This is a genomic window from Streptomyces sp. NBC_00887 (assembly GCF_045207585.1).
This window is the reverse complement of sequence record NZ_CP108788.1, coordinates 6,422,136-6,447,190: the sequence shown is the minus strand read 5'-3', so window position 1 is coordinate 6,447,190 and position 25,055 is coordinate 6,422,136. Positions and strand designations below refer to the sequence as shown.

General features: G+C 69.8%; 27 protein-coding genes and 1 pseudogene. 14 read left to right on the top strand and 14 right to left on the bottom strand.

Going from position 1 to position 25,055, the window contains the following annotated elements; genetic code table 11:
• The first annotated feature begins 48 nt into the window (after positions 1 to 48).
• On the top strand, positions 49 to 663 hold the full coding sequence (locus OG844_RS29480; protein ID WP_406394355.1) for a rhomboid family intramembrane serine protease: 615 nt from the start codon (positions 49 to 51) through the stop codon (positions 661 to 663).
• Here the strand turns inward: OG844_RS29480 and mqnP are convergent.
• A complete protein-coding gene (mqnP, locus tag OG844_RS29475) occupies positions 653 to 1,558 on the bottom strand; it encodes a menaquinone biosynthesis prenyltransferase MqnP (protein WP_406394354.1) in 906 nt (301 codons plus the stop codon). The genes OG844_RS29480 and mqnP overlap by 11 nt on opposite strands.
• Positions 1,555 to 3,012: a menaquinone biosynthesis decarboxylase gene (locus tag OG844_RS29470; protein WP_351168521.1), complete on the bottom strand. Its 1,458-nt coding sequence runs from the start codon at positions 3,010 to 3,012 to the stop codon at positions 1,555 to 1,557. Before OG844_RS29470 ends, mqnP begins: the two co-directional genes overlap by 4 nt.
• Before the next feature lie 89 nt (positions 3,013 to 3,101).
• Here OG844_RS29470 and OG844_RS29465 point away from each other — a divergent pair, with 89 nt between their 5' ends.
• A complete protein-coding gene (locus OG844_RS29465) occupies positions 3,102 to 3,497 on the top strand; it encodes a PLD nuclease N-terminal domain-containing protein (RefSeq protein WP_406394352.1) in 396 nt (131 codons plus the stop codon).
• On the opposite strand, the gene OG844_RS29460 is transcribed toward OG844_RS29465, so the two are convergent.
• Positions 3,492 to 3,932 (bottom strand): MarR family winged helix-turn-helix transcriptional regulator, encoded by a 441-nt coding sequence (locus OG844_RS29460; RefSeq protein WP_406394350.1) that lies wholly within the window; start codon positions 3,930 to 3,932, stop codon positions 3,492 to 3,494. The genes OG844_RS29465 and OG844_RS29460 overlap by 6 nt on opposite strands.
• Positions 3,933 to 4,102: 170 nt before the next feature.
• Here OG844_RS29460 and OG844_RS29455 point away from each other — a divergent pair, with 170 nt between their 5' ends.
• The 3 genes from OG844_RS29455 to OG844_RS29445 are packed head-to-tail and all read left to right on the top strand — an operon-like array spanning position 4,103 to position 6,557.
• The gene (locus OG844_RS29455; protein WP_406394348.1) at positions 4,103 to 4,798 is read left to right on the top strand and encodes a type 1 glutamine amidotransferase domain-containing protein; all 696 of its coding nucleotides are present in this window, start codon (positions 4,103 to 4,105) and stop codon (positions 4,796 to 4,798) included.
• Positions 4,795 to 6,111 (top strand): aldehyde dehydrogenase family protein, encoded by a 1,317-nt coding sequence (locus OG844_RS29450; RefSeq protein WP_406394347.1) that lies wholly within the window; start codon positions 4,795 to 4,797, stop codon positions 6,109 to 6,111. The genes OG844_RS29455 and OG844_RS29450 overlap by 4 nt, the downstream gene beginning before the upstream one ends.
• A complete protein-coding gene (locus OG844_RS29445; RefSeq protein WP_406394345.1) occupies positions 6,108 to 6,557 on the top strand; it encodes a nucleoside deaminase in 450 nt (149 codons plus the stop codon). Before OG844_RS29450 ends, OG844_RS29445 begins: the two co-directional genes overlap by 4 nt.
• A gap of 53 nt (positions 6,558 to 6,610) precedes the next feature.
• On the opposite strand, the gene ccsB is transcribed toward OG844_RS29445, so the two are convergent.
• The 7 genes from ccsB to hemL form a co-directional block, all read right to left on the bottom strand.
• Positions 6,611 to 7,693 (bottom strand): c-type cytochrome biogenesis protein CcsB, encoded by a 1,083-nt coding sequence (ccsB, locus tag OG844_RS29440; protein WP_406394343.1) that lies wholly within the window; start codon positions 7,691 to 7,693, stop codon positions 6,611 to 6,613.
• The gene (locus tag OG844_RS29435; protein WP_406394341.1) at positions 7,690 to 9,390 is read right to left on the bottom strand and encodes a cytochrome c biogenesis protein ResB; all 1,701 of its coding nucleotides are present in this window, start codon (positions 9,388 to 9,390) and stop codon (positions 7,690 to 7,692) included. The genes ccsB and OG844_RS29435 overlap by 4 nt, the downstream gene beginning before the upstream one ends.
• Positions 9,391 to 9,394: 4 nt before the next feature.
• On the bottom strand, positions 9,395 to 10,132 hold the full coding sequence (locus OG844_RS29430; protein ID WP_406396298.1) for a cytochrome c biogenesis CcdA family protein: 738 nt from the start codon (positions 10,130 to 10,132) through the stop codon (positions 9,395 to 9,397).
• Between the two features lie 31 nt (positions 10,133 to 10,163).
• The gene (locus tag OG844_RS29425) at positions 10,164 to 10,769 is read right to left on the bottom strand and encodes a TlpA family protein disulfide reductase (RefSeq protein ID WP_406394340.1); all 606 of its coding nucleotides are present in this window, start codon (positions 10,767 to 10,769) and stop codon (positions 10,164 to 10,166) included.
• 67 nt (positions 10,770 to 10,836) lie between these two features.
• Entirely contained in the window at positions 10,837 to 12,093 is a 1,257-nt protein-coding gene (locus tag OG844_RS29420) for a hypothetical protein (RefSeq protein ID WP_406394339.1), read from the bottom strand.
• Between the two features lie 175 nt (positions 12,094 to 12,268).
• Positions 12,269 to 12,964, bottom strand: a complete 696-nt coding sequence (locus tag OG844_RS29415) for a histidine phosphatase family protein (RefSeq protein WP_406394337.1) — start codon at positions 12,962 to 12,964, stop codon at positions 12,269 to 12,271.
• Positions 12,961 to 14,268 (bottom strand): glutamate-1-semialdehyde 2,1-aminomutase, encoded by a 1,308-nt coding sequence (gene hemL / locus OG844_RS29410; RefSeq protein WP_406394335.1) that lies wholly within the window; start codon positions 14,266 to 14,268, stop codon positions 12,961 to 12,963. The genes OG844_RS29415 and hemL overlap by 4 nt, the downstream gene beginning before the upstream one ends.
• 421 nt (positions 14,269 to 14,689) lie before the next feature.
• Here hemL and OG844_RS29405 point away from each other — a divergent pair, with 421 nt between their 5' ends.
• The 4 genes from OG844_RS29405 to OG844_RS29390 all read left to right on the top strand — a co-directional run bounded on the left by OG844_RS29405 (position 14,690) and on the right by OG844_RS29390 (position 18,655).
• Entirely contained in the window at positions 14,690 to 15,148 is a 459-nt protein-coding gene (locus tag OG844_RS29405; protein WP_406396297.1) for a hypothetical protein, read from the top strand.
• A gap of 552 nt (positions 15,149 to 15,700) precedes the next feature.
• Complete coding sequence (locus OG844_RS29400; RefSeq protein ID WP_406394333.1) at positions 15,701 to 16,057, top strand: ArsR/SmtB family transcription factor; 357 nt, start codon at positions 15,701 to 15,703, stop codon at positions 16,055 to 16,057.
• Positions 16,054 to 16,311 carry a hypothetical protein gene (locus tag OG844_RS29395; RefSeq protein WP_383184824.1) on the top strand — a complete coding sequence of 86 codons (258 nt, stop codon included), beginning with the start codon at positions 16,054 to 16,056 and terminating at the stop codon, positions 16,309 to 16,311. Before OG844_RS29400 ends, OG844_RS29395 begins: the two co-directional genes overlap by 4 nt.
• A gap of 223 nt (positions 16,312 to 16,534) precedes the next feature.
• Positions 16,535 to 18,655: an MMPL family transporter gene (locus OG844_RS29390; RefSeq protein ID WP_406394332.1), complete on the top strand. Its 2,121-nt coding sequence runs from the start codon at positions 16,535 to 16,537 to the stop codon at positions 18,653 to 18,655.
• On the opposite strand, the pseudogene OG844_RS29385 reads toward OG844_RS29390, so the two are convergent.
• A pseudogene (locus tag OG844_RS29385) lies at positions 18,639 to 18,904 on the bottom strand (flavoprotein); the annotation flags it as partial. The gene OG844_RS29390 and the pseudogene OG844_RS29385 overlap by 17 nt on opposite strands.
• Before the next feature lie 88 nt (positions 18,905 to 18,992).
• Here OG844_RS29385 and OG844_RS29380 point away from each other — a divergent pair.
• On the top strand, positions 18,993 to 19,352 hold the full coding sequence (locus tag OG844_RS29380; protein WP_406394331.1) for an ArsR/SmtB family transcription factor: 360 nt from the start codon (positions 18,993 to 18,995) through the stop codon (positions 19,350 to 19,352).
• A 4-nt stretch (positions 19,353 to 19,356) separates the two neighbouring features.
• On the opposite strand, the gene OG844_RS29375 is transcribed toward OG844_RS29380, so the two are convergent.
• Both OG844_RS29375 and OG844_RS29370 read right to left on the bottom strand, forming a co-directional pair.
• Positions 19,357 to 20,859 carry a SulP family inorganic anion transporter gene (locus OG844_RS29375; RefSeq protein WP_406394329.1) on the bottom strand — a complete coding sequence of 501 codons (1,503 nt, stop codon included), beginning with the start codon at positions 20,857 to 20,859 and terminating at the stop codon, positions 19,357 to 19,359.
• A 407-nt stretch (positions 20,860 to 21,266) separates the two neighbouring features.
• Complete coding sequence (locus OG844_RS29370; protein WP_406394327.1) at positions 21,267 to 21,584, bottom strand: hypothetical protein; 318 nt, start codon at positions 21,582 to 21,584, stop codon at positions 21,267 to 21,269.
• 95 nt (positions 21,585 to 21,679) lie between these two features.
• On the opposite strand from OG844_RS29370, the gene OG844_RS29365 reads away from it, so the two are divergent.
• Complete coding sequence (locus tag OG844_RS29365; protein WP_406394325.1) at positions 21,680 to 21,943, top strand: hypothetical protein; 264 nt, start codon at positions 21,680 to 21,682, stop codon at positions 21,941 to 21,943.
• Positions 21,944 to 21,971: 28 nt separating this feature from the next.
• On the opposite strand, the gene OG844_RS29360 is transcribed toward OG844_RS29365, so the two are convergent.
• Complete coding sequence (locus OG844_RS29360) at positions 21,972 to 22,544, bottom strand: TIGR03086 family metal-binding protein (protein WP_406394324.1); 573 nt, start codon at positions 22,542 to 22,544, stop codon at positions 21,972 to 21,974.
• An 83-nt stretch (positions 22,545 to 22,627) separates the two neighbouring features.
• Between OG844_RS29360 and OG844_RS29355 the strand changes: the two genes are divergently transcribed.
• The 3 genes from OG844_RS29355 to OG844_RS29345 all read left to right on the top strand — a co-directional run bounded on the left by OG844_RS29355 (position 22,628) and on the right by OG844_RS29345 (position 25,017).
• The gene (locus tag OG844_RS29355; RefSeq protein WP_406394322.1) at positions 22,628 to 23,440 is read left to right on the top strand and encodes a DUF6597 domain-containing transcriptional factor; all 813 of its coding nucleotides are present in this window, start codon (positions 22,628 to 22,630) and stop codon (positions 23,438 to 23,440) included.
• Positions 23,441 to 23,481: 41 nt separating this feature from the next.
• Positions 23,482 to 24,018, top strand: a complete 537-nt coding sequence (locus tag OG844_RS29350) for a GNAT family N-acetyltransferase (RefSeq protein WP_406394321.1) — start codon at positions 23,482 to 23,484, stop codon at positions 24,016 to 24,018.
• A gap of 249 nt (positions 24,019 to 24,267) precedes the next feature.
• Complete coding sequence (locus OG844_RS29345; RefSeq protein WP_406394320.1) at positions 24,268 to 25,017, top strand: Mut7-C RNAse domain-containing protein; 750 nt, start codon at positions 24,268 to 24,270, stop codon at positions 25,015 to 25,017.
• Positions 25,018 to 25,055 lie beyond the last annotated feature (38 nt).

Below are 25,055 nucleotides of genomic sequence, written 5' to 3'. Positions count from 1 at the left end.
GGAACCGCGCCAGGTACTCCGTACGTTCCGTCAGGTGAAGGGACAGCCATGGACCAGGGGGTGACCATGACCGGTACGCGCACGGGCGCCACCGCACGGGCCGTCACGGCGGGCGCCGTGATGCTGGGCTGGATCGCGCTGCTGTGGGTGCTGGAAGGCGTCGACACGGCGACCGGCCACTCCCTCGACACGTACGGCATCAGCCCGCGTGAGCCCGCGGAGCTCGCCGACATCGTGCCGTCCGCGTTCCTGCACAGCGGCTGGGAGCATGTGGCCTCCAACAGCGTCCCGCTGCTGGTGCTCGGCTTCATCGCGGCACTCGCCGGGATACGCAGGTTCGCCGCCGTGGTCCTGGTGGTGATCGTGACGGGCGGCCTCGGCGTCTGGCTCACCGCGCCCCCGAACACGGTCACGCTCGGCGCGTCCGGTGTCGTCTTCGGCCTCTTCGGCTATCTGCTGGTCCGCGGCTTCGTGGACCGCCGGCCGCTCGACATCGTGGTCGGCCTGATCATCGCCGCGGTCTACGGCTCGCTGCTCTGGGGCGTGCTGCCGACCGACTCCGGCATCAGCTGGCAGGGCCACCTCTTCGGCCTCATGGGCGGGGTGGCGGCGGCCTTCGCCTTCCGCCGCCCCCGCCGTTCGGCCGGTGCCGTCACGGTGTGAGACCACGCACCAGCAGGTCGAGCAGCGCACAGGCGAACAGCGCCATCCCGATGAACCCGTTGACCGAGAAGAACGCCCGGTTCAGCCGGGACAGATCGTGCGGCCGCACCACCCGGTGCTCGTACACGAAGGCCGCGGCGACGATCGCCATGCCGATCCAGTAGAAGACCTCGGCGCCCGTCGCCAGGCCGAACCAGACCAGCAGGCCGGTCGTCACGACGTGGCAGACACGCGCCCCCCACAGTGCGGCCGGGATTCCGAAGCGCGCCGGGAAGGAGAGCACCCCGTGGGCCCGGTCGGCCTGCACGTCCTGGCAGGCGAAGATCAGGTCGAAGCCGCCGATCCAGATCCCGACGGCCAGGCCGAGGATCACCGCGTCCCACGACCAGCTGCCGGTCACCGCGAGCCAGGCGCCGATCGGCCCGATGGCCTGGGCGATGCCGAGGATCGCGTGCGGGAAGTTCGTGAACCGCTTGCCGTACGGATAGACGACCATCGGGACGACGGCGACGGGCGCCAGCGCAAGGCAGAGCGGGTTCAGCAGGGCTGCCGCGCCGAGGAAGACGACGACGGCGACGATCGCCCCGGTCCACGCCGACTTCACCGACACCGCACCGGTGACCAGTTCACGGCCCGCGGTGCGCGGGTTACGTGCGTCTATCTCCCGGTCGATGATCCGGTTGGCAGCCATGGCGAACGTCCGCAGCCCGACCATGGCGACGGTCACGAGCAGCAGGGCGCCCCAGTGGATGTCCTTGTCCAGCTGGAACATCGCGGTCAGCGCGGCGATGTACGCGAACGGCAGGGCGAACACCGAGTGCTCGATCATCACCAGCCGCAGGAACGCGCGGGGCGTGCTGCGGGGCTGCGGCACCGCAGCGGCGGAGGCGCTCACAGGCCGTACTCCTTCCAGCGGCGGTCGACCTTCGCCGCCGTGTCGGGGTCGGACTCGACCATCTCCGGCCAGCCCCCATCCCTTGTGTAGCCCTCCTCGGGCAGCTTCCGCGTCGCGTCGATGCCCGCCTTGCCACCCCAGAACTGCTGGTAGGAGGCATGGTCGAGATGATCGACCGGCCCTTCGGTGAGGAGCAGGTCGCGGGCGTAGTCGGTGTTGCCGAGCGCCCGCCAGGCGACCTCGTGCAGGTCGTGGACGTCGCAGTCGGCGTCCACCACCACGATCAGCTTGGTCAGCGACATCATGTGCGCGCCCCAGACCGCACTCATCACCTTCTGGGCGTGCTTCGGGTACTTCTTGTCGATCGAGATGATCGCGCAGTTGTGGAAGCCGCCCGCCTCGGGCAGGTGGTAGTCCACGATGTCCGGGATGATGATCTTGAGCAGCGGGAGGAAGAACCTCTCGGTGGCCCGCCCCAGCGGCCCGTCCTCCGTCGGCGGCCGGCCCACCACGATCGACTGCAGCAGCGGACGCTTCCGCATCGTCACGCAGTCGATCGTCAGCGCGGGGAAGGGCTCCTGCGGTGTGTAGAAACCGGTGTGGTCGCCGAACGGCCCCTCGGGCAGCATCTCGCCCGGCTCCAGCCACCCCTCGATGACGACCTCGGCCTGCGCCGGTACCTGGAGCGGCACGGTCTTGCAGTCGACCATCTCGATCCGCTTGCCCTGGACGAAGCCGGCGAAGAGGTACTCGTCGATGTCCCCCGGCAGCGGCGCCGTGGAGGCGTACGTCACCGCGGGCGGCGCCCCGAACGCGATGGCGACGGGCAGCCGTTCACCGCGCTTGGCGGCGACCTGGTAGTGGTTGCGGCTGTCCTTGTGGATCTGCCAGTGCATGCCGATGGTGCGCTTGTCGTGACGCTGCAGCCGGTAGAGCCCGAGGTTGCGGATGCCGGTCTCGGGGTGCTTGGTGTGCGTGAGGCCCAGGTTGAAGAACGAGCCGCCGTCCTCGGGCCAGGTGAAGAGCGCCGGCAGCTGTTCCAGGTCCACGTCGTCACCGGTCAGGACGACTTCCTGGACGGGCGCGCTCCCGGACTTCACCTTCTTCGGCGGCACATGGACCATCGAGCCGAGCTTCCCGAACGCCTCGCGGATCCCGACGAAGCCGTTCGGCAGCTCCGGCTTGAGCAGGCCACCGATCTTGTCGCTGATGTCTGCGTAGGACTTCAGCCCGAGCGCCTTGAGCAGCCGCCGGTCGGTCCCGAAGACATTCATGGCCAGGGGCATGGACGCCCCCTTGACGTTCTCGAAGAGCAGCGCGGGCCCGCCCGCCTTGTTCACCCGGTCGACGATCTCGCCGACCTCCAGATACGGGTCGACCTCGGCCTTGATGCGCTTGAGATCGCCCTCGCGCTCCAGAGCCCGGAGCAGGGAGCGAAGATCGTCGTAAGCCATGGGGACAAGTATCGGCCACCCGCTACCCTGGGCCCGTCACCGGGGCGGGACAGAGCGCCCCTCACCTTTTCTCGGGGGACCCTTCCACCATGCTCAGGGCCTTGATCTATCTTCTGCCGCTCGCACTGACGATCTACGCGTTCATAGACTGCCTGAACACGCCGGAGGACGAGGCCAAGCACCTGCCGAAGCTGGCCTGGGTCTTCATCATCCTGCTGTTCTGGATCGTGGGTCCGATCGTCTGGTTCGCCGCGGGCAAGCTGCGGGTGCCGCCCACCGGAGGCCGTACGCCCTCGGAGTGGCACCGCAACCACCGCACCTCATGGGTGGCACCGGACGACAACCCGGACTTCCTGAAGTCGATCAAGGACGAGAACGCGCGGGACGAGTCGCTCCTGAAGGACTGGGAAGCGGATCTGCGCCGCCGCGAGGACGAGATCAAGCGCCGCGAGGACGGGGCGGGGTCCGGCGACGCCTCCTCATGAGGACAGCAGCCGCCCCAGCCGGTCGAGGAGAGGCAGCAGCGCCGAGCGCTCCTGAGGGGTGAGCGCCTCCAGGGCGCCGCGCACGACGCGCATCTCGGCGCGGATGCGGTGGGCCAGCTCGGTGCCGTCCGGTGTACGGGCGGCGACCTTGGAGCGGCGGTCGTCGGGGGCCGGGGTGCGGGTGACCAGCCCGCGGGTCTCCATGCGGCCGATGAGGCCGGTGGCGTTGGAAGCGTCGCAGACCAGGTGACGGGCCAGGGCGCTCATCGGCATGGGTGCGTTCAGGGCGATCAGCGCGCGCGCCTGCGAGGTGCTGAGCCCGTGGCGGGCGGCGACGGCGGTGAGGTCGTCGTGGTGGCCGCGGACGACGACCGCGAGGGGTTCCAGCAGTTCGTCCGGAGTAGGGACGGCGCGGGGTGCCGGTTCCGTCGTCATGGTCGGTCATCCTTCGATCTGTACGCGTGGCCCGAGGCCCGGAACCGTGTCCGCCACGCGACGCATTCATTTGACATGCTCAACTTTTCACCGTTACATGAACGGTATTGCTTGAGCATATCAAGCTTTACTCGTGTCTCGCGTCTCGCGTCTCGTAGGGAGCACCCCCCATGCCCTCCGTACTGTTCGTCCTCACCGGTGCCGACCACTGGACCCTCAACGACGGCACCACCCATCCCACCGGCTTCTGGGCAGAGGAACTCGCCGCCCCGCACCGCGTCTTCACCCAGGCCGGATTCGACATCACCGTCGCCACCCCGGGCGGCGTGGCCCCCACCGTCGACACGGCGAGCCTGGCCGCCGAGGCCAACGGGGGCCAGGAGCAGGCCGACGCCGTCGCCTCGTACCTCGCCGCGATCGACGAGACGCTCCGCATCCCCGCCCGCCTCGAGGACGTCGTCCCCACCTCGTACGACGTGGTCTTCTACCCCGGCGGCCACGGCCCCATGGAGGACCTGGCCGTCAGCGAGGTGTCCGGCCGCCTCCTCACCGCCGCCCTGGACTCCGGCGCGCACCTGGGTGTCCTGTGCCACGCCCCCGCCGCATTGCTGGCCGCTCGCCGCGAGGACGGCAGCTGGCCCTTCGCCGGCTACCGCCTGACCGGATTCAGCAACACGGAGGAGACCCAGGCCGGCCTGGCCACCAAGGCGCCCTGGCTGCTGGAGAACCGGCTCGTGGAACTCGGCGCCGACTACTCCGCCGGGGACCCCTGGGGACCCCACACCGTGCACGACCGCAACCTGCACACCGGACAGAACCCGGCCTCCTCGGAACAGCTGGCCCGCGAGATCATGGCGGCCCTGTGAGCGGCGCGGAGACGCCCGCCGAGGTGGTCGCCCGCCTCCGCGGCACCTTCCGTACCGGACGGACCAAGGGCCTCGACTGGCGCACCTCCCAGCTGACACGGCTCCGCGCCCTGCTCACCGAGTCGGGTGACGAGCTGGCCGAGGCCCTCCGTGCCGACCTCGGCAAGAGCCGCAAGGAGGCCTACCGGACCGAGATCGACTTCACGGTCCGCGAGATCGACCACACCCTGGTGCGTCTGGAGGGCTGGCTGCGGCCCGAGCCCGCCCCCGTGCCGGCGGCCCTCGGCGGAGCCACCGCCCACACCGTGCAGGACCCGCTGGGCGTGGTCCTCGTCATCGCGCCCTGGAACTACCCGGTGCAGCTGCTGCTCGCTCCACTGGCCGGTGCTCTGGCCGCGGGCAACGCCGTCGTCGCCAAGCCCAGCGAGCTGGCGCCCGCGACCTCCGCCGCCGTGGCCCGGCTGCTGCCGCGGTATCTGGACACCGACGCGGTCGCCGTGGTCGAGGGCGCGGTCCCGGAGACCACCGCGCTGCTGGCCGAGCGCTTCGACCACATCTTCTACACCGGCCACGGCGCGGTCGGCCGGATCGTCATGACCGCCGCAGCCCGCCACCTCACCCCGGTCACCCTCGAACTGGGCGGCAAGTCTCCCGTCTTCGTCGACCGCGACACGGATCTGCCGACGGTGGCCGCACGGCTGGCCGCGGGCAAGTTCCTCAACGCCGGCCAGACCTGTGTCGCCCCGGACTACGTCCTGACCGACCCGGAGACCGCGCCCGCCCTGGCGGACGCGCTCGCGACGGCGATCGAGGGGCTGTACGGAAAGGACGCCTCCTCCCACCCCGAGTACGGGCGGATCGTGAACGAGCGCCACTTCGACCGGCTGGTGGGGCTGCTGGACTCCGGCCGTACGGTCACGGGCGGCACCCACGACCGTGCCGACAAGTACATCGCGCCGACCGTGCTGGCCGATGTGGCGCCGGACGCCCCCGTCATGGGCGAGGAGATCTTCGGCCCCGTACTGCCGATCGTGACGGTCGACGGGCTCGACGAGGCCATCGGTTTCATCAACGACCGGGACAAGCCGCTGGCGCTGTACGCCTTCACGCACTCCCCCGCCGTACGGGAGCGGCTGCTGGCCGAGACCTCCTCGGGTGCGGTGGGCCTGGGCCTGCCGCTGGCCCATCTGACCGTGTCCGACCTGCCGTTCGGCGGGGTCGGCGAGAGCGGCATGGGCAACTACCACGGCCGGTACTCCCTGGAGACGTTCAGCCACCGCAAGGCGGTCCTCGACTCCCCGCCGGCCCGGTGAGCCCGCCGTACGCCGACTGGCTGGCGGTCGCACTCGCCGAGGCCGGGGAGGGACTCGCGGAGGGCGGCGTCCCCGTCGGCGCGGCGCTGTACGGGGCGGACGGAACCCTGCTCGGCCGGGGCCGCAACCGCCGGGTCCAGGACGGCGATCCGTCCCTGCACGCGGAGACGGCGGCGTTCCGGGCGGCCGGCCGGCAGCGCTCGTACCGGGGCACGACGATGGTGACCACGCTCTCGCCGTGCTGGTACTGCAGCGGTCTGGTCCGGCAGTTCGGGATCTCCCGGGTGGTGATCGGCGAGGCGCGGACCTTCCACGGCGGCCACGACTGGCTGGCCGGCCACGGGGTGGAGATCGTGCTGCTCGACGACCCGGAGTGCGTCGCGCTGATGCGTGCGTTCGTCCGTGACCGTCCGGAGCTGTGGAACGAGGACATCGGCGAGGGATGAGGAAGCACGAAGGGCGCGGTCCGCAGATGCGGACCGCGCCCTTCGTGGTGTTCTCAGACTCCGGCGTAGGAGTGCTTGCCGGTGACGAAGATGTTGACGCCGTAGTAGTTGAAGAGCCAGCAACCGAAGGCGATCAGCGCCAGGTAGGCGGCCTTGCGGCCCTTCCAGCCGGCCGTCGCGCGGGCGTGCAGGTAGCAGGCGTACGCGACCCAGGTGATGAAGGACCAGACCTCCTTGGGGTCCCAGCCCCAGTAGCGGCCCCAGGCGTCGCCCGCCCAGATCGCGCCCGCGATGATCGTGAACGTCCACAGCGGGAAGACGGCCGCGTTGATGCGGTACGAGAACGTGTCCAGGGACTTCGCCGAGGGCAGCCGCTCCAGCACGGAGCTCGCGAACCTTCCGGGCGTGCCGCCGCCCGCGAGCTTGTTCTCGTAGCTGTCGCGGAACAGGTAGAGCAGCGTGCCGACGGCACCGAGGTAGAAGACGGCGCCGCAGATGATGGCCGTGGAGACGTGGATCCACAGCCAGTAGGAGTGCAGCGCGGGCACGAGCTGGTCGCTGTCGGTGTACAGCGTCGTGGTGGCGATGCCGAGGTCCAGCAGGACCGTGGTGACCAGCAGCAGGCCGATCCAGCGGACGTTCTTCCGCAGGGCCAGCAGGAGGAGGTAGGCGCCGACCGCCACGGTGGAGAAGGTGATCGAGAACTCGTACATGTTGCCCCAGGGGGCGCGCTGCACCGACGCGGCCCGGGCGACGACGCCGCCGGCCTGTACGGCGAAGGCCACCACGGTCAGGGAGACCGCGATCCGCCCCCACAGGTCACCCTTGAACGTGCCGCCCGCGGCTCCGGGTCCGTCCGGGACATCCCGGGTGCCCGCGGCGGAGCGGGTGACGATCCTGGGGCGGTCCAGCACGGCCGTGCCGCCGGCGTTCTGCGCGGTCTGCGCCTTCACCGCGGAGTCCGCGGTGGCGGACCCGGTCAGCGCGGCGGCCGTACGGCCGACCTTGCTGCGGCTGCCGAACACCCACTCCGCGATGTGGGCGAAGAAGGCCAGGGTGTAGACGGCCATCGACGAATAGATCAGCGTGTTGCTGATGTTCGCCAGGTTCTCGTTGGTTGCGGCGGCGAGACTCACTTCTCAGCCCCTTCGGCAGGTTCTTCGGAAGGTTGTTCGGGCTCGGGATCGGGATCGGGATCGGGCGCCGTGGGCGCCTCGGTGTTGAGCGCGTCCGCGAGACCGGCCAGCTCCTCGGGAAGCCTCGCGGACTCGCTGCGGCCCAGGCCGGCCATCTCGACGACGGTGACGCCGTCCGTTCCCCGTACGGCCTTCACCCACACCCGGCGCCGCTGGATGAAGAGCGACCCGGCGAGACCGGCGATGGCGGCGATGGCGCCGGTGAGCGCCCAGCCGCTGGCGGGCTGGCGCGAGATCTGGAAACTGGCCCATTCCTCGACGCTCTCGAAGGTGACCGTGCCCGCTCCGCCGGGAAGCTTCATGGTCTCGCCGGGGCGCAGCCGCTGCTTGAGCTTGTCCCCGTTGCTGTCCTTGAATTCCTTCATCTGGGACGTGTCGAGCTGGTACACGTTCTGCGGCAGTCCCGAGTCGACGCCGAGGCTGCCGTAGTAGCCGTTGAGCGCGAGGACCGGATAGTCGGCGCCGGGGAACTGCGAGAACATCGTGCCCTGTCCGGCACCCGCGAAGGTCGGGACGAAGAAGGCCTGGAAGCCCAGCTGGGTCTTCTTGCCGTCGGCGCCGCGGTAGCCGTCCATCACCTTGATCGCACCGGTCGACGTGACGTTGTTGTCGATGGGCAGCAGGGGCACGGCGGTCCTGTAGACCTCCTTGCCCTTGCCGTCCTTGACGGAGATCACCGGGGCGTAGCCGTGCGCGTTCAGGTAGACCTTGGTGCCGTCCACGACGAGCGGCTTGTTGACCTCGATGACCTTCTTCTTCGGCGCACCGTCCGTGCCCTCGGAGTAGGTCACCCGGGCCTCGTAGGTCCGGGGGGTGCCGCGCTGGGGGCCGCTGCGCTCGTACGTACCGACGAAGTCGTCCAGCGTGAAGCTGAACGGGGTGAGGTCGTCGGTGTCGAAGAGCGAGCCCGACTTGAAGTTGTCGTACTGGGTGAGGGTGTTGGAGAAGCCGTCGTTCTCGACGACGAGCTTGCCGCCCTCGGACTTGAAGAGCTGTCCTCCGGCGAAGGAGACCAGCATGACGATCAGCGCGATGTGGAAGATCAGGTTCCCGGCCTCGCGCAGATATCCCTTCTCCGCGGCGACGGCGTCACCCACCGTGTGCGAGCGGAAGCGGCGCTTGCGCAGGATGGCGAGGGCGGCCTCACGGACCTGCTCGGGTTCGGCGTCGGTGCGCCACGTGGTGTACGCGGGCAGCCGGGTCAGCTTCTTCGGGGCGCCGGGCGGGCGGCCGCGCAGCTGGCCGACGAACTGGCCGGTGCGCGGGACGATGCAGCCGACGAGGGAGACGAACAGCAGGATGTAGATCGCGGAGAACCACACCGAGCTGTAGACGTCGAAGAACTGCAGCGTCTCGTAGATCGGGGTGACCGTGGTGTGGGCTTCCTTGAAGGTCTGCACCTTCAGTTCGTCCACGCTGTTCTGCGGGATCAGCGAGCCGGGGATGGCCCCGAGCGACAGCAGGAACAGGAGGATCAGGGCGACCCGCATCGAGGTGAGCTGCCGCCAGAACCAGCGGACCCAGCCGATGACGCCCATTGCGGGTACGGAGGAGGCGGACTCCTCGCGCGGGGCGGTGGAGAGCTGTGCTCCGGCCTCGCCGAGGTCGCGTTCTTCCTTGGTGTTCGTGTTGCTCATGAACTCAGATCCCCACAGTGAAGCCGTTGGACCAGACCTGCATCTCCTGCATGAGCGCGTCCCAGGCGCCCGTCAGGAGGAGCACGCCGGTCGCGATCATCATGCCGCCGCCGATGCGCATGACCCATACGTAGTGGCGCTTGACCCAGCCGAACGCGCCGAGTGCCTTGCGGAAGGCGACCGCCGCCAGCACGAAGGGGATACCGAGTCCGAGACAGTACGCCACGGTGAGTACCGCCCCGCGCCCCGCGGTCCCCTGGTCGATCGCGAGCATGCTGACCGAGGTGAGCGTCGGGCCGAGGCACGGGGTCCAGCCGATGCCGAAGAGGGCGCCGAGCACGGGGGCGCCCGCCAGCCCGGTCACCGGCCTCCTGTGGATGCGGAACTCCCGCTGCGTCATCCACGGCATCAGCCCCATGAAGAAGATCCCCATGAGGATCATCAGCACGCCGAGGACCTTGGAGAGCACCTCGCTGTGCGCCTGGAGCCGGTCGCCGAAGTAACCGAAGAGCGCGCCGCCGGAGACGAAGACCGCGGTGAAACCGAGGACGAAGAGCGAGGCACCCGCGACGATCCGGCCGCGCCGGGCTTCCGCCAGATCGGTGCCGCTGACCCCGGTGACGTAACTGAGGTAGCCGGGCACGAGCGGCAGGACGCACGGCGAGAAGAACGAGACGAGTCCGCCGAGAAGGGCGATGGGCAGGGCGACCAGGAGGGCCCCGCTGAAGACCGTCTCGTTCATTCCGGTGGTCGCGGCGAGCTGGAACACCGGATCACTTCTCCGCGATCAACGGGTCGATCATCTCGCGCAGCTTCTCGGCGTCGACGGCGGCGAGCGTGCGGGCGGCGATCTTCCCGTCGCGGTCCACGACCACGGTCGACGGGATCGCCTTCGGGTTCAGGGTGCCCTTGGGGAAGCGGAGGAGAAGCTTTCCGGTCGGGTCGAAGAGGCTCGGGTAGGTGACGCCGTAGTCCTGCTCGAAGTTGATCGCGGCGGCCTTCTGCGGGTCCCGGGTGTTGATCCCGACGAACTGGACGCCCTGGTCCTGTGTGTCCCGGGCGACCTTCGCGAAGTGCCTGGCCTCGGCGCGGCAGGGGGCGCACCACGATCCCCAGACGTTCAGGACGACGACCTTGCCCTTGTAGTCGGAGATGTCGAGGGCCTTGCCGTCCAGGGTCGTGCCGTCGAGCTTCGGTGCGTTCGTGCGTTCACCCTTGGCCACGGTGGAAATGCCGCCGCTACCGGTGACGAAGTTCGTGTTGCCGCCACCACCGGCCTCGGTGCCGTCACCGCTGCATGCGGACAGGGTCAGTGCACCGGCCACTGCTGTGGCGGCGAGCAGGGTGAAGCGGCGTCGGGATGCGCGGCCAGAGCTCATGTGAAAAGTTTCGCATGGCAGTTCCAGGGATCTTCCGCACCCCCCTCGATGCCCGTGAAGCCCCTTGTCAGGCCTGTTTGAAGAAGGTGTTCCAGCCGCCGTCCGGAGACTGGCCGACCTCGAGGGTACGAAGCTTCGCGAGCACCGCCGGGTCCTGCACGTCGAGCCAGTCGACGAACTGCCGGAAGGAGACGAGGCGCACATCCGGCTTGGCCGCGATCTTTTTGATCACTTCCTCGACGGCGTCCATATAGATACCGCCGTTCCACTCCTCGAAGTGGTTGCCGATGTAGAAAGGCGCGCGGTTCGTCTCGTAGGCGCGATCGAAACCGGCGAGGTAGGCGCCGGTGGCCTGGGTGCGCCAGCCCGGATAACGCGCGGGCATGCCGTTGGTCGAATTCATCGACTGGTTGGCGAGGATGTTGTAGTCCATGGAGAGAACTTCGAAGCTGTGGCCGGGGAACGGCACGCCCTGCAGCGGAAGATCCCAGATGCCCTGGCGTTTCTCCGGCCACATCTGCCGGCCGCCGGGCGAGCTCGCGTCGTAGCGCCAGCCCAGCTGCTTCGCGGTCGGCAGGAGATTGTCCTGGCCGAGCAGACAGGGGGTGCGGGCGCCGACGAGTTCCTTCCGGTAGTCGAACGGCAGTGGATCGACGTCTGTCCAGCCGGTGTTCGTCCGCCATTGGGTGACGAAGGAGATCGCCTGGTCGATTTCGCTCCGCCATTGCTCGGTCGACCAGTTGCCGACGGATCCCGAACCGCCGCAGAAATGCCCGTTGAAGTGCGTGCCGATCTCGTGCCCGTCGAGCCAGGCCTGGCGGACGTACTTCAGGGTCTGCTTGACGTGATCGTCGGTGAGGTAACCGATGTCGGAGGCGCCCCTGGGGTTGTTGGGCGGGCGGTACAGGGACTTCTTCGACTCGGGCAGGACATACAGCCCGGAGAGGAAGAAGGTCATCCCGGCGTTGTGTTCTTCGGCGATTTCGAGAAAGCGGGGGAAGAGACCGTTGCCGACCTCGCCGGCTCCGTCCCAGGAAAAGATCACGAACTGCGGCGGTTTCTGGCCGGGTTCGAGCGGGACGGGAGCGGCGGGCTGATTCGGCTGTTTTCCGGTATCGGCGGTGGAACCGTCACCGATGAGCCTGACATTCGTCTTGGGCGAGCCTCCGCCGTTCCCGTGCGTTCCCTTGTCGCCTTTGGGGATCTTCTCGGGGCCGGAACGTCCGCTGTCCGATGATCCCAGGGTGCCGCAGCCGTTCATGGAGAGAGCGGCTGCGGCGCCGAGCCCCGCCCCGAGCAGACCCCTTCGGTTGATCTCACGCATGGCGTCCCCATCTGCGATCGTTTTACCTCAAGCCCATACAAACTGGCGAAGGCTTAGATGAGGAAAGCAACACGACGGTTCCGCCGATAATCACAAAAGTTGTTACGTGATCAGACCCTTACAGGTACTGCACAAGACGCGGCAGCGAAGGAGTGACGCCCGGGTCGTGCGGGGCCTATGCCCCGAACGCCTTGGACTTCCCCTTCACCGGCTTCGCCCCCGCGAGCAGATGCGGGGGCACCAGGTCCCGGGCCGGCTCGGTGTACCCCACGGACACGATCTTGTCGCCCTGGTACGTGAAGGTGGTGAGCGAGGCCAGCGTGCACTGCCGCTTGCGCGGGTCGTGCCACAGCCTGCGCCGCTCCACGAAGCTCCGCACGATCCAGATCGGCAGCTGGTGGCTGACGCACACCGCCTCGTGCCCGCGGGCGGCGTCGCGCGCCGCGTCCAGGGCGCTCATCATCCGTACGACCTGCTCGACGTACGGCTCGCCCCAGGACGGCTTGAACGGATTGGTGAGGTGCTTCCAGTTGTCGGGCTTGCGCAGCGCGCCGTCGCCGACCCCGAACGTCTTGCCCTCGAAGACGTTGGCCGCCTCGATGAGCCGCTCGTCGGTGCCCAGGTCCACGCCGTGCGACTTGGCGATCGGGGTGGCCGTCTCCTGGGCGCGCTCCAGCGGCGAGGCGACGACATGGGTGATGTCGCGCCTGTCCAGGTGCTCGGCGACCCGGTCGGCCATCCGGCGGCCGAGTTCGGAGAGGCCGTAGCCGGGGCGCCGCCCGTACAGCACGCCCTCCGGGTTGTGCACCTCACCGTGGCGCATCAGGTGGACGACGGTGATGTCCTTGCTGCGCGCGCTGGTCTCGCTCATGCGGTGGCCTCCGATGCGGCACGTGCGGCGGCGGGCAGGGCTGCGGCGATCCGCTCGACCGCCCGCGCGTCGTGGGCGGTGGAGACGAACCAGGACTCGAACGCGGAAGGCGGCAGATAGACGCCCTGCTCCAGCATCGAGTGGAAGAAGGCCGTGAAGCGGAAAGCTTCCTGCTTCTTCGCGTCCTCGTAGTTGCGTACCGGCTCGTCGGTGAAGAAGACGGAGAACATGTTGCTCGCCGCCGACACGGTGTGCGCGACACCCTCCTTGGTGAGCGCCTCGCCCACCAGCGCCCGGAGCTCCGCGGAGACCGCGTCGACCTTCACGTACGCGGCGTCGTCGAGCAGCCGCAGCTGGGCGAGGCCGGCAGCGGTGGCGATCGGGTTCCCGGAGAGGGTGCCCGCCTGGTAGACGGGGCCGACGGGGGCCAGGTGCGCCATCACATCGGCACGGCCGCCGAAGGCCGCGGCCGGGAAGCCGCCGCCCATGACCTTGCCGAAGGTCATCAGGTCGGGACGGACGCCGTCGATGCCGTACCAACCGGTCCTGGACGTACGGAAGCCGGTCATCACCTCGTCGGAGATGTACAGCGCGCCGTCGGCCGCGCAGATCTCCTTCAGCCCGGCGTTGAAGCCGTCCAGCGGCGGTACGACGCCCATGTTGCCCGGCGACGCCTCGGTGATCACACACGCGATCTCGCCCGGCTGCGCGGCGAACGCGGCGCGTACCGCCTCCAGGTCGTTGTACGGCAGCACGATCGTGTCGCCCGCCTGGGCGCCCGTGACACCGGGGGTGTCGGGAAGGCCGAAGGTGGCGACACCGGAACCGGCTGCGGCCAGCAGCGCGTCGACGTGCCCGTGGTAGCACCCGGCGAACTTCACGATCTTCGCGCGCCCCGTGAATCCACGGGCGAGCCGGATCGCGGACATGGTCGCCTCGGTGCCCGAGGACACCAGCCGCACCTGCTCCACGGGCTCGATCCGGGCCACGATCTCCTCGGCGAGCGCGACCTCGCCCTCACCCGGCGTACCGAACGAGGTACCCCGGGCGACCGCGTCCTGGACGGCCGCGATGACCTCGGGGTGGGAGTGGCCGAGGATCATCGGCCCCCACGAACACACGAGGTCGACATACTCGCGGCCATCGGCGTCGGTGAGGTACGGACCCGTACCGGACACCATGAACCGGGGCGTACCGCCCACGGCCCGGAAGGCGCGCACGGGGGAATTCACGCCGCCGGGCGTCACGAGGGACGCGCGGTCGAAAAGCGTCTGCGAAACTGGGGCTTCGTATGAATACGCCACTTTGGTCCTGATCTGCGATTCGAGGTTCGGGGGGTCTGGCCGGATTTCTCGGCCACCGGTGAGCAGGGAGCGCGCTCTCCCCGTATGAGGCTCGTACAACGAAAGGGCTTCAGTCTCCTCGCGTCTGCGAAACTGGGGCGTCATAGGGAAAGCTCACACATGCCATGGTGTCAGAGGCACCGACGGTCTTGCGGACAGGTGTTTCACCGCACGCTCGTGGGGGAGGTCACTGACACGATGATCGGGTTGCGCGGCGGGGGCTGTGTCTCCTAAGAAGTAGTCGGGTGGATGAGATATGCATCGCGGTGGCGGAGTGGGCGAAGGGACCGACGACCTGGGGCCCGAGCCTGCCCGACGAGGGCGGCACCGGCGCGAGGGCGAACGCGTACGGGACACCCAGGCGGGTAGCGCCGGGAGTCCCCTGAGCAGGAGCAGTGGACTGGTGGGGGTGACCTACAAGTACTTCGGCGCCCCTGACGGCGCCACTGCCGCACGCGTGCCCATTTCGATGCGCCCGGAGGAGCTGGGCGGCGACGAGCTGGGTATGGGCGGCATGTTCAGCAAGATCAAGCCCGAGACGGTGGCGGCCATGGTCCTCACCGGCATACAGGGCATACCCCTGAACAAGGTCCCCCCGCTGGAACTGGTCGTGCTCCACCCCGACTACGCGGTGGTCAAGCTTCCGATGACGGTCGTCGACCCGCTGCGGGGCGTCGGCGAGGAGTCGGTCGGCGCGGCAGCCTTCATCTGGTCCACGGTCCCGGACCGCGGCGGCCCGCGCGACGCGTTCAACGTGTACCAGTTGCTCCACGAGTGGCAGGACTTCTCCCACCGGCTGCACGACGCGGGACACCAGGCGTACTGCCTGGTCTGGCCCTGACCTGGGCTTTCATCAGCTGACGGGCGGCTCTCCGTGAGGGCCTGAGAGCTCTCGGCCGGGCTGCCCGATCCGTGCCGCAGGCGCGCGTCCCGAGCCGGGAGTGCCGAGGAGCTCGGCAGCCAGGTACCAGACCTGTGGCCGTCAGATGGGGCGGGCTGCTGCGACCGGCTGCGGAATCCTTCGGGCGGGCCTCTTTCTTCGCGCGCCGGCCTTCCTCGCGCTGCCGCCTTCCTCGCGCTGCCGCCCTCTTCGCGCTGCCGCCTTCCTCGCGCTGCCGCCCTCTTCGCGCTGCCGCCCTCTTTGCGCTGCCGCCTTCCTCGCGCTGCCGCCCTCTTTGCGCTGCCGCCTTCCTCGCGCTGCCGCCCTCTTCGCGCTGCCGCCTTCCTCGCGCTGCCGCCCTCTTCGCGCGTCATCACCGCCGGCTCCGCACAGTTCACCCCCGACCTCACCCCGAGGCACCCTTAGATCTCCCTGAGATGTGTCAGGTTTCTTTGACAGGCCCCCACGAGGGGTGTCAGCTTTGAGTGACAGGTACGCAGGAAGGGGGCAGCGATGACCGGAGCCCCGGCCCCGCAGCCGAGCGGGGACGAGCTGCTGAAGGTCTTCGCGGCGCTCGGAAATCCGCATCGCATGCGGATCGTCGCGGCGCTCGTGGACGGCGGCCGCAACTACGTGAGCCGGCTCGCCCGCGAACTGGGCATGGGCCGTCCGCTCCTGCACATGCACCTGCAGCGGCTGGAGGCGGCAGGGCTCGTCACCGGCGAGCTGGAGGTGTCGCAGGACGGCAAGGCCATGAAGTACTTCGAGGTCACCCCGTTCTGCTACGGACTGACCCCCCAGGCCGTGGCACGAGCTGCCCGGACGATCACCGAAGAAGGCAAAGAGACCGTGAAGGAGACTGCGCGATGAACGGAGCGGACTGGGCGGGAGTGGTCGGCGCCGGTGGTGTCTTCCTCCTCATGATCGTGGTCGTCTGGCAGGTGGCCGCGACCTGGCGGGCACGCATGCTGGCGTCGCGCGAGGAGCAGTACAAGCGCCTGGCGGCGAAGTACGCGGAGCTCCTCGAGGACAACGTCGAGCTGCACCGCCGCACCCTCGACGAACTGACGCAGGCCCGCGCCTCGATCACTTCGATGGAAAAGATGATGCGCGAGATCGAATAGCGCGCCGACCGGGCACTCGGGAAGCCGGGCGCCGGGTTCGCACAGGCGGACGAAGAGCGGTACGGCCGGGAGCGGTAACTCCCGGCCGTACCCATGCAGAACACATTCCAGGCACATCCCACCCGGACACCGCGGCAGGTCGGCAAACCTGCACGCCGCGGTGCGGGTCCGTGCGTCCCGGGCCGGTCACCGACCGGCCGCCTTCCACACCAGGAGACTACTCATGAGAACGCTGCTCAAGCGGGCCGCGAGTGCCCCCGGCAGTCGCACCACGAAATGGCTCGTGCTCGCCGCGTGGCTGATCCTCGCCGTCGCGCTGGGACCGCTGGCCGGCAAGGTCGGCGACGTCGAGGAGACCGGCCCCAACGCCTTCCTGCCGCGTGGCGCCGAATCCGCGCAGGTCAACACGGAGCTGGAGAGGTTCCGTGACGACGCCGTCATGCCGGCCGTCGTCGTCTACACCGGCCAGGACTCGGCCGCTGTCGCCTCCAAGGCCGCAGCCGACCGTACGGCCTTCGACCGTTTCGCCGCCGAGGGCGAGCAGGTCTCGCAGCCCCTCGCGTCCGAGGACGGCGAGGCGCTCATGACCGTCGTCCCCCTCGACACCAAGGGCGAGGTGACCGACGCGGTCAAGGAACTGCGCGACATCGCAGGTTCGAACGCCCCTCCCGGCGTCGACATCGAGGTCGGCGGTCCCGCGGGCTCCCTCGTCGACCAGGTCGCGGTCTTCGCCTCCCTCGACTCCACCCTGATGATCGCCACCGGCCTCGTCGTCGCCGTGCTGCTGCTGATCACCTACCGCAGCCCGGTCCTGTGGCTGTTCCCCCTGCTCTCCGTCGGCTTCGCCGCCGTGTTCACCCAGGCCTGCACCTACCTGCTGGCCACGCACGCGAACCTGCCCGTCGATCCGCAGAGCGCGGGCATCCTGATGGTGCTCGTCTTCGGGGTCGGCACGGACTACGCACTGCTCCTCATCGCCCGGTACCGCGAGGAACTCCACCGGCACGAGGACCGGCACGAAGCGATGAAGATCGCCCTGCGCCGCTCCGGCCCCGCGATCCTCGCATCGGCCGGCACGGTCGCCGTCGGCCTCGCCTGCCTCGCGCTGGCCGACATCAACTCCTCACGCTCCATGGGCCTGGTCGGAGCCGTCGGGGTGATCTGCGCCTTCCTTGCGATGATCACGATCCTCCCGGCCCTGCTGGTGATCGCGGGCCGCTGGGTGTTCTGGCCCTTCGTCCCCCGGTCCGGAACTCCCGCCCACAGGGCCACGACGATCTGGTCCCGTATCGGATCGGCCGTCGCCCGGCGTCCCCGCTGGTCCTGGATGATGTCGGTCGCCGTCACCGGAGTGCTCGCGCTCAGTGCCATCGGCATCAACATGGGCCTCACCCAGTCCGAGATGTTCCAGGACAAGCCCGAGTCGGTGCTCGCCCAGGAGAGGATCTCCGCCCACTACCCTTCGGGTGCCTCCGATCCCGCGAAGGTCATCACGGCCGCCGGAAAGGCGGCCGAGGTGAAGGCAGCCGCGTCGGACGTCGACGGCGTGGCCCGCGTCGAGGAAACGAACAGTACGGCCGACGGCGAACTGAGCGCCCTCTCCGTGGTGCTGGAGGACGCCCCGGACAGCCGGGCCGCCGAGGACAGCATCGACAGACTCCGCGAGGCCGTCCACGCGGTCGGCGGCGCGGACGCGCTGGTCGGCGGCACCACCGCCCAGACACTGGACACCCAGCGGGCCGCCGACCGGGACCTGAGGACCGTCATCCCGGTGGTCCTCCTGGTCGTGCTCCTCGTCCTGATCCTGCTGCTCCGCGCCCTGGTCGCCCCGCTGCTCCTGCTGGCCACCGTCGTGCTCTCGTACTTCGCGGCACTCGGCGCCTCGAACCTCCTGTTCGAGCACGTCCTCGGCTTCGCGGGAGTCGACTGGTCCGTTCCGCTCATGGGCTTCGTCTTCCTCGTCGCCCTGGGCATCGACTACAACATCTTCCTGATGCACCGGGTCAGGGAGGAAGCCCTCGGGCTCGGCCACGCACGCGGCGTGCTGGAGGGCTTGACCAGTACCGGAGGAGTCATCACCTCCGCCGGAGTGGTGCTCGCGGCGACCTTCGCGGTGTTCGCCGGACTGCCTCTGGTGACGATGGCCCAGATGGGCGTCATCGTCGGCATCGGCGTGCTGCTCGACACCTTCCTCGTACGGACCGTCCTGGTACCGGCCCTCGCTCTGGACCTGGGGCGCTGGTTCTGGTGGCCGGGCCGGCTCTTCCGGAGCACGGAGCGCCGCTCCGCCGGGCAGCCGGCCGTTGCGGAGGCCCCTGCGGAGCGGATCAGCAGCTGGTCGTGACCGCCGGGGCACCGGTACCGATCTGCAGGGTGGACGGGGCGGCGCAGCAGCCCGCCCCGTCGTCCTCGGCCCTGTGGCGGCTGCGTCGTCGAAGAGTCCCGCGCCGCCGCAGACCCCGGTCCCGGGCAGGGTCGGCTCGACGCGTTCGGCTGCGTCCACGTCGCCGGCGAGGGCGGCGGCGATGGAGGGGACCTGCCCGTAGCCGGTCGTGGCCAGGAAGGTCGGGGCGCGGCCGTGCCGCCGACCTCCCCATTGATTCGACACACGTCAATACAGACATGTGCCGAATCAGAAGATCCTTCGAGGCGCCTGATTAGATGTGTGTCAACATAGACGTATGTCGAATACGCAGGTGTTGCCGATGCTGGAGCCGGAGACCGCGCCCTGCTGCCCGCCCATGACCGAGCGCGCCCTCACCTCCGAGGAAGCCGTACGCACGGCCGCGATGTTCAAGGCGCTCGGCGACCCGGTCCGACTGCGGCTGTTCTCGCTGGTCGCCTCCCACGAGGGGGGCGAGGCCTGCGTCTGCGACATCTCCGACGTCGGCGTCTCCCAGCCGACCGTCTCCCACCACCTGAAGAAGCTCAAGGAGGCCGGCCTGCTCTCCTCCGAGCGGCGCGGCACCTGGGTCTACTACCGGGTCGAGCCCTCCGTGCTGGCCGCGATGGGGCAGCTGCTGCGCACCACAGCGGCCTGAGACGTCAGTGGCTGCCGGTCAGCTCACCGCTGAGTGAGTCGTGGATCCGGGCGCTCGGTTCGTTGAGCCCGGTGATCTCCACGCTCTTCCCGCGCTGTTCGTACTTGGTGGTGATGGCGTCCAGGGTCGCGACCGAAGAGGCGTCCCAGATGTGCGCGGCGGTCAGGTCGATGACGACCCTGTCCGGGTCGTCCACGTAGTCGAACCGCCCGACCAGGTCGTTGGACGACGCGAAGAAGAGCGCGCCGGTGACGGAGTAGACGACCCTGCTGCCGTCCGCGTCGGTGACCGCCGTGACGTCGGCGAGGTGGGCGACCCGTTTGGCGAAGATGACCATCGCGGTGACCGAACCGACGACGACGCCGACCGCGAGGTTCTCGGTGGCGACCACGCAGACCACCGTGATGACCATGACCGTGATCTCACCGGCGGGCATCCGCTTGAGGGTCCTGGGCGCGATGGAGTGCCAGTCGAACGTCGCGAAGCACACCATGACCATCACCGCGACGAGGGCGGCCATCGGGATGTCGGAGACGACCGGCCCGAAGACGATGCACAGGACCATCAGGAACGTACCGGCGAGGAACGTGGACAGTCGGGTACGGGCGCCCGAGACCCGTACGTTGATCATGGTCTGGCCGATCATGGCGCACCCGCCCATGCCGCCGAAGAACCCGGTCACGATGTTGGCGATGCCCTGGCCGATGGACTCGCGGGTCTTGCTGGAACGGGTGTCGGTGATCTCGTCGACCAGCTTCGCCGTCATCAGCGACTCCATCAGGCCGACGAGCGCCATGGCCAGCGCGTACGGCGCGATCGTGATCAGCGTGTCCAGGGTGAGGGGCACGTCCGGCAGGCCGGGAACGGGCAGCGACGAGGGCAGCTCACCGTTGTCGCCGACCGTCGGGACCGCGATGCCGGCCGCGACGGTGATCACGGTCAGGATGATGATGGAGACCAGCGGGGCCGGGACCGCCTTGGTGATCCTCGGGAAGAACACCATCATCGCCAGCCCGGCGATGACCAGCGGATACACCGGCCAGGGGACATCGGTGATCTCGGAGATCTGCCCCATGAAGACCAGGATGGCCAGCGCGTTGACGAAGCCGACCATCACACTCCGGGGCACGAAACGCAGCAGCCTGGCGACTCCGAGCGCCCCGAGGACGACCTGGAAGACGCCGCCCAGGATGACGCCCGCGACCAGGTAGCCGAATCCGTGCTCGCGGTTGAGGGGGGCGATGACCAGCGCTACCGCTCCCGTCGCGGCGGAGATCATCGCGGGCCTGCCGCCGACGAAGGAGATGACGACAGCCATGGTGAACGAGGCGAACAGACCGACCGCGGGGTCGACACCCGCGATGATCGAGAAGGAGATCGCCTCGGGAATCAGCGCCAGGCCCACGACGAGGCCGGCCAGGGCCTCCGTCCGGAAGACCTTCGGGGACAGCCAGGACGGGCGGTGACCGCGCAGCAGGCCGGCCACGGAAAGCACGGAAGAGGGCAAGGGGAGCGACACCTGTCGTACTCGGGCACGCCCGGCAGCACCGTGGGACATGCGTGGACCGCGGAGCCGGGACGGCATTCCGCGGATCGTCCGCTGCGGCGGACGGAAGTCTCGGGGGCAGCAGCACCGAGGGCTGCTGTCAGGGCGGAGTTTCGCGGCGAGAGGCTTCGCCGGCCGCGGTCCGCAACTCCCCGGGCACCGGATCGCCGGGGGCATCGTCGGCCCCGTCCCGCGCCTGGGAGCTCAGCAACTCTACCGTTCCCGGCCGGTGTGCCCGAGTGGGTCATGGACCCGCCGGTGCGTCCCGGGCGCATTCCGAGCCCGCTGGAGGCGCCGGGTTCCCGCTGTCACGCCCCGTTCGGGGGGCGCTTCCTGGGTGTGATCCGCCCCCGCCCCTGACGAGGACCTCACCACAGCCCGAGCGCTCCGCCCCGCGGAACGGGCATGCGCCCGGCCGGGGCGTGGCGCGCCGTGTCGGCTCTTCCCGCGGGGATGGGCGAGCCGGGTGGGCACGAACCTTCGCGGCGGGCCAGGGACGCGTACACGAGCGCGATCAGTACCGGGACCTCGATCAGCGGGCCGACCACACCCGACAGTGCCTGCCCGGAGGTGACGCCGAAGGTGCGGTCGAGAACCTGATCGAGGAGATCGCCCCGGCCGGCACAGCGGGCGGAAGCAACTGCGGATGACGGGGCGGGTCGCCTGGCCCACCCCGCACAGGTCACGCCCTCATTCAGCCATTCATTGTCCGAAGGATGATCTCCAGCCACCCCTCCGGCTGTGCCGATGCAAGAGGCATCGACGTCGGAGGAGGCCCGGCATGGGCGACATTCTGCTGGCCCTGTCCATCCCGGTCCTGACCTTCGCCGGCGGCATCCACGCAGCCTGCGCCTGCTGGTGGCGGCGCAGGCGTCCGGCTCCGCCGTCCCCGTACACCCGTGACGCGGTCCGTCTCGCCGAACTGGAGCTGCTGACGCGGGCGGAGGACATCGTCGACCGCGCGTACGCCTCCCTCGGCCACCTCTACGTCAGCCCGCCCGGCATGCGGCCCCCGGCCGGAATGGTCGCAAGCGGCCGACCATGAGCGGCGCCCGCGGAGGGGGCCGGCGGTGTCACGGCCGGGGCGGGTACCAGCCCGGATCCCGGCCCGTCACAGCCAGTACCTGCTCGAAGGCTCCGGCCTCGGGCGGTACGGGGAACGGCTCGCCGAACACCTTCATCTCCCGGGCCTGCGGCGCCATCCCGGCCAGACCCGGTCCCAGCTCCCGCACCACGGCCGGGTCGGGCACGTAGTCCTGACCCGTCGCGCGCGACAGGTCCCAGGCGTGCACGGTCAGGTCCCCCAGCACCATGAGCCCCACCGTCCTGGCCGGGAGCCCCATGCTTCCGGCCACACCGTCCTCGGCGCCAGGCTCGTCCCAGGCCTTCACCAGCCGCGCCGTCTCGTCCCCGAACCTGCCGCGCCAGTCGCCCGTGACGACATCCGGCGTCCGGCTGAAGTCGACGGGCTCCCGGGCTGCCAGGGCGCGGAAATTGGCGACCACCAGGAACAGATGGTTCAGCAGGGCCCGCACGTCGTACTCGCTGCACGGCGTGGGGTCCGCCAGGTCCTCGTCACCGATCCCCCGCACGACGGGACGGGCCTGTGCGGCGGAGACGTCCAGGAGTTCACTGATCTTCTTCATGCTCCCGACGATCCCCCCGCCCGGGCACGCCCGTCTTGAAGAAACGCGACAGTCGCGCCGGGGCCCGCCATAGGATCCGGACCATGGCCGGTCCCGCACGCGACACACGGGGCATCGTCGACGCCCCCGACCTGTTCACCCGCGTGCAGTTCCGCCTGCGCGAACCCGCCCCACCGCTGCGCCCCTGGCTGGAGCACTACTGGCTGATCGACTGGGACCTCACCGAGCCGTACACCTCGCATGTGGTCCCCCACCCGTCGGTCCATCTCGTCCTCCAGCGACACGAGTACGGCAAGAGGACGGAACGGGCCGGTTTCGCCGAAGTCGTCGGCATCGTCCAGGGACTGTTCAGCCAACGGCTGGAGGGCCGGGGACGCGTCTGCGGCGTGAAGTTCCGGCCCGGCGGATTCCGGCCGTTCGCACCGGACCGACCCGTCTCGGCGTGGACCGGGCAGCGGCTCCCGGCGGAGGAGGTGCTCGCGGCACCGGCGGTCGGCGCCGTTCTCGATCCCTCCGAGGAGGACGTCCGGGTCGCGGCACTCGACGCGTACCTGCTGCCGCTCGTGCCCCCGCCGGACCCGCAGGCCGAGCGCGCGATGGCACTCGTCGAACTCGTGCGCACGGACCGCTCGCTGCTCCGCGTCGACGCGCTGGCCCGGGCCGAGGGCCTGTCGGCACGCTCTCTGCAGCGGCTCTTCTCCACGTACGTGGGTGTCGGGCCCAAGTGGGTCATCCTGCGGTACCGCATCCACGAAGCACTGCAGCGCGCCGAGACGGAACCGGAAACCGACTGGGCCGCGCTCGCCGCCGATCTCGGCTACAGCGACCAGGCGCACCTGGTCAGGGACTTCACCGCGACGGTGGGTGTGCCACCGACGGCTTTCGCACCTCACTGACGTCCGGCCCGGTGTCATGGCCGCGCACTACAGTCGCCTCCATGGAACGCACTGCACCGGTCCCCGCGCCCGTGCGGATCGAGCCCTGGTCGGACGACGACCTCGAGCTGCTCCGCCTGGCCAACGCCCCCGAACTGATGGACCACCTCGGCGGCCCCGAGACCCAGGAGCAGCTCGAAGCCCGCCACGAGCGGTATGCCGCGCTCAGCGCCGACCGGACAGGCAAGGGCCGCATGTTCCGGATCTCCCTGGCCGGTACGGGCGAGGGAGTGGGGACGATCGGCTTCTGGGAGACGACCTGGCAGGGCGAGCAGGTGTACGAGACGGGATGGGCGGTCCTCCACGGCTTCCAGGGGCTCGGCATCGCCACCACTGCCACGAACGCCGTTGCCGGACAGGCACGTGCCGAGCACAAGCACCGCTTCCTGCACGCCTTCCCGTCCGTCGCCAACGCGGCGTCGAACGCGGTGTGCCGCAAGGCGGGCTTCGTGCTCCTCGGCACGTGCGACCTGGAGTACCCGCCGGGCCGCCCGATGGTGGCCAACGACTGGCGGCTGGACCTGCACCCGGACCACTGAACGCGGCCACCCCTATCCGCGCCGTGGCCCCCTGACCCGGACCACTGACCGCGGCCACCCAAATCTGCGCCGTGCCCCCTGACCCGGACCACTGACCGCGGCGGCCCCGACCCCGGCCGTGGCGCCGCTTCCCCGGACCGCGGCCACCCCGACCCGCGGCGGCGCCCTCGACCCGCACCTGTCCCCGACCCGGATCCGCGCCCCGGAAACCTCTCGCTGCCGCGCCCCGCGCAATGGCATCCTGGCCAGGTGAACGGACCCGAGATCGCCCTTGAAGTAGCCCCGGAACTGCGGCTCTTCGTCGCCCACGAGCGCCGGCAGGGGCGCACCGGCGTCATCACCGACGGCTCCTCGACCCTGGGACACGTCGTGGAATCCCTCGGTATCCCGCTCACCGAGGCCGGGCAGCTCGTCGTCGACGGCCGCCCCGTGCCCGTCTCGCACATCCCCGGTCCGGGCGAGCTGGTCGAGGTGCGGGCCGTTCAACGCCCGCAGCAGGTCCCCGGCGCCCCGCTCCGCTTCCTGCTGGACGTCCATCTGGGCACGCTCGCACGCCGGTTGCGGCTCCTGGGTGTGGACGCGGCGTACGAGAGCAAGGACATCGGCGACCCGGCGCTGGCTGCCCTGTCGGCGAAGGAGCAGCGGGTGCTGCTCTCCCGCGACCGGGGGCTGCTCAGGCGGCGGGAGATCTGGGCGGGTGCGTACATCTACAGCGACCGCCCGGAGGAGCAGCTCCGCGACGTCCTGGGTCGTTTCGCCCCGGTGCTCGCGCCGTGGACCCGCTGCACCGCCTGCAACGGGCTGCTCGCGGCGGCCGACAAGGACTCCGTGAGTGCCCGTCTGGAACACGGCACTCAGGAGACCTACGACGTGTTCGCGCAGTGCACGGACTGCGGTCGGGTGTACTGGCGGGGCGCCCACCACGCCCGCCTGGAGGCCGTCGTGGCAGACGCCGTGCGTGAGTTCGGCGAGCTCCGCAACGAGGCGCCGACCGCGTAGCCGCCGGGCCCGGACACCACGGGCTGCCTCCGCCCGCG

Excerpts from the sequence above, each read along its gene's own strand:
- OG844_RS29480 (WP_406394355.1), top strand. The coding sequence starts at position 49 with ATGGACCAGGGGGTGACCATGACCGGTACGCGCACGGGCGCCACCGCA.
- OG844_RS29470 (WP_351168521.1), bottom strand. The coding sequence starts at position 3,012 with ATGGCTTACGACGATCTTCGCTCCCTGCTCCGGGCTCTGGAGCGCGAG.
- OG844_RS29465 (WP_406394352.1), top strand. The coding sequence starts at position 3,102 with ATGCTCAGGGCCTTGATCTATCTTCTGCCGCTCGCACTGACGATCTAC.
- OG844_RS29460 (WP_406394350.1), bottom strand. The coding sequence starts at position 3,932 with ATGACGACGGAACCGGCACCCCGCGCCGTCCCTACTCCGGACGAACTG.
- OG844_RS29455 (WP_406394348.1), top strand. The coding sequence starts at position 4,103 with ATGCCCTCCGTACTGTTCGTCCTCACCGGTGCCGACCACTGGACCCTC.
- OG844_RS29435 (WP_406394341.1), bottom strand. The coding sequence starts at position 9,390 with ATGAGCAACACGAACACCAAGGAAGAACGCGACCTCGGCGAGGCCGGA.
- OG844_RS29430 (WP_406396298.1), bottom strand. The coding sequence starts at position 10,132 with ATGAACGAGACGGTCTTCAGCGGGGCCCTCCTGGTCGCCCTGCCCATC.
- OG844_RS29425 (WP_406394340.1), bottom strand. The coding sequence starts at position 10,769 with ATGAGCTCTGGCCGCGCATCCCGACGCCGCTTCACCCTGCTCGCCGCC.
- OG844_RS29420 (WP_406394339.1), bottom strand. The coding sequence starts at position 12,093 with ATGCGTGAGATCAACCGAAGGGGTCTGCTCGGGGCGGGGCTCGGCGCC.
- OG844_RS29415 (WP_406394337.1), bottom strand. The coding sequence starts at position 12,964 with ATGAGCGAGACCAGCGCGCGCAGCAAGGACATCACCGTCGTCCACCTG.
- OG844_RS29400 (WP_406394333.1), top strand. The coding sequence starts at position 15,701 with ATGACCGGAGCCCCGGCCCCGCAGCCGAGCGGGGACGAGCTGCTGAAG.
- OG844_RS29395 (WP_383184824.1), top strand. The coding sequence starts at position 16,054 with ATGAACGGAGCGGACTGGGCGGGAGTGGTCGGCGCCGGTGGTGTCTTC.
- OG844_RS29390 (WP_406394332.1), top strand. The coding sequence starts at position 16,535 with ATGAGAACGCTGCTCAAGCGGGCCGCGAGTGCCCCCGGCAGTCGCACC.
- OG844_RS29380 (WP_406394331.1), top strand. The coding sequence starts at position 18,993 with ATGTCGAATACGCAGGTGTTGCCGATGCTGGAGCCGGAGACCGCGCCC.
- OG844_RS29365 (WP_406394325.1), top strand. The coding sequence starts at position 21,680 with ATGGGCGACATTCTGCTGGCCCTGTCCATCCCGGTCCTGACCTTCGCC.
- OG844_RS29360 (WP_406394324.1), bottom strand. The coding sequence starts at position 22,544 with ATGAAGAAGATCAGTGAACTCCTGGACGTCTCCGCCGCACAGGCCCGT.
- OG844_RS29355 (WP_406394322.1), top strand. The coding sequence starts at position 22,628 with ATGGCCGGTCCCGCACGCGACACACGGGGCATCGTCGACGCCCCCGAC.
- OG844_RS29350 (WP_406394321.1), top strand. The coding sequence starts at position 23,482 with ATGGAACGCACTGCACCGGTCCCCGCGCCCGTGCGGATCGAGCCCTGG.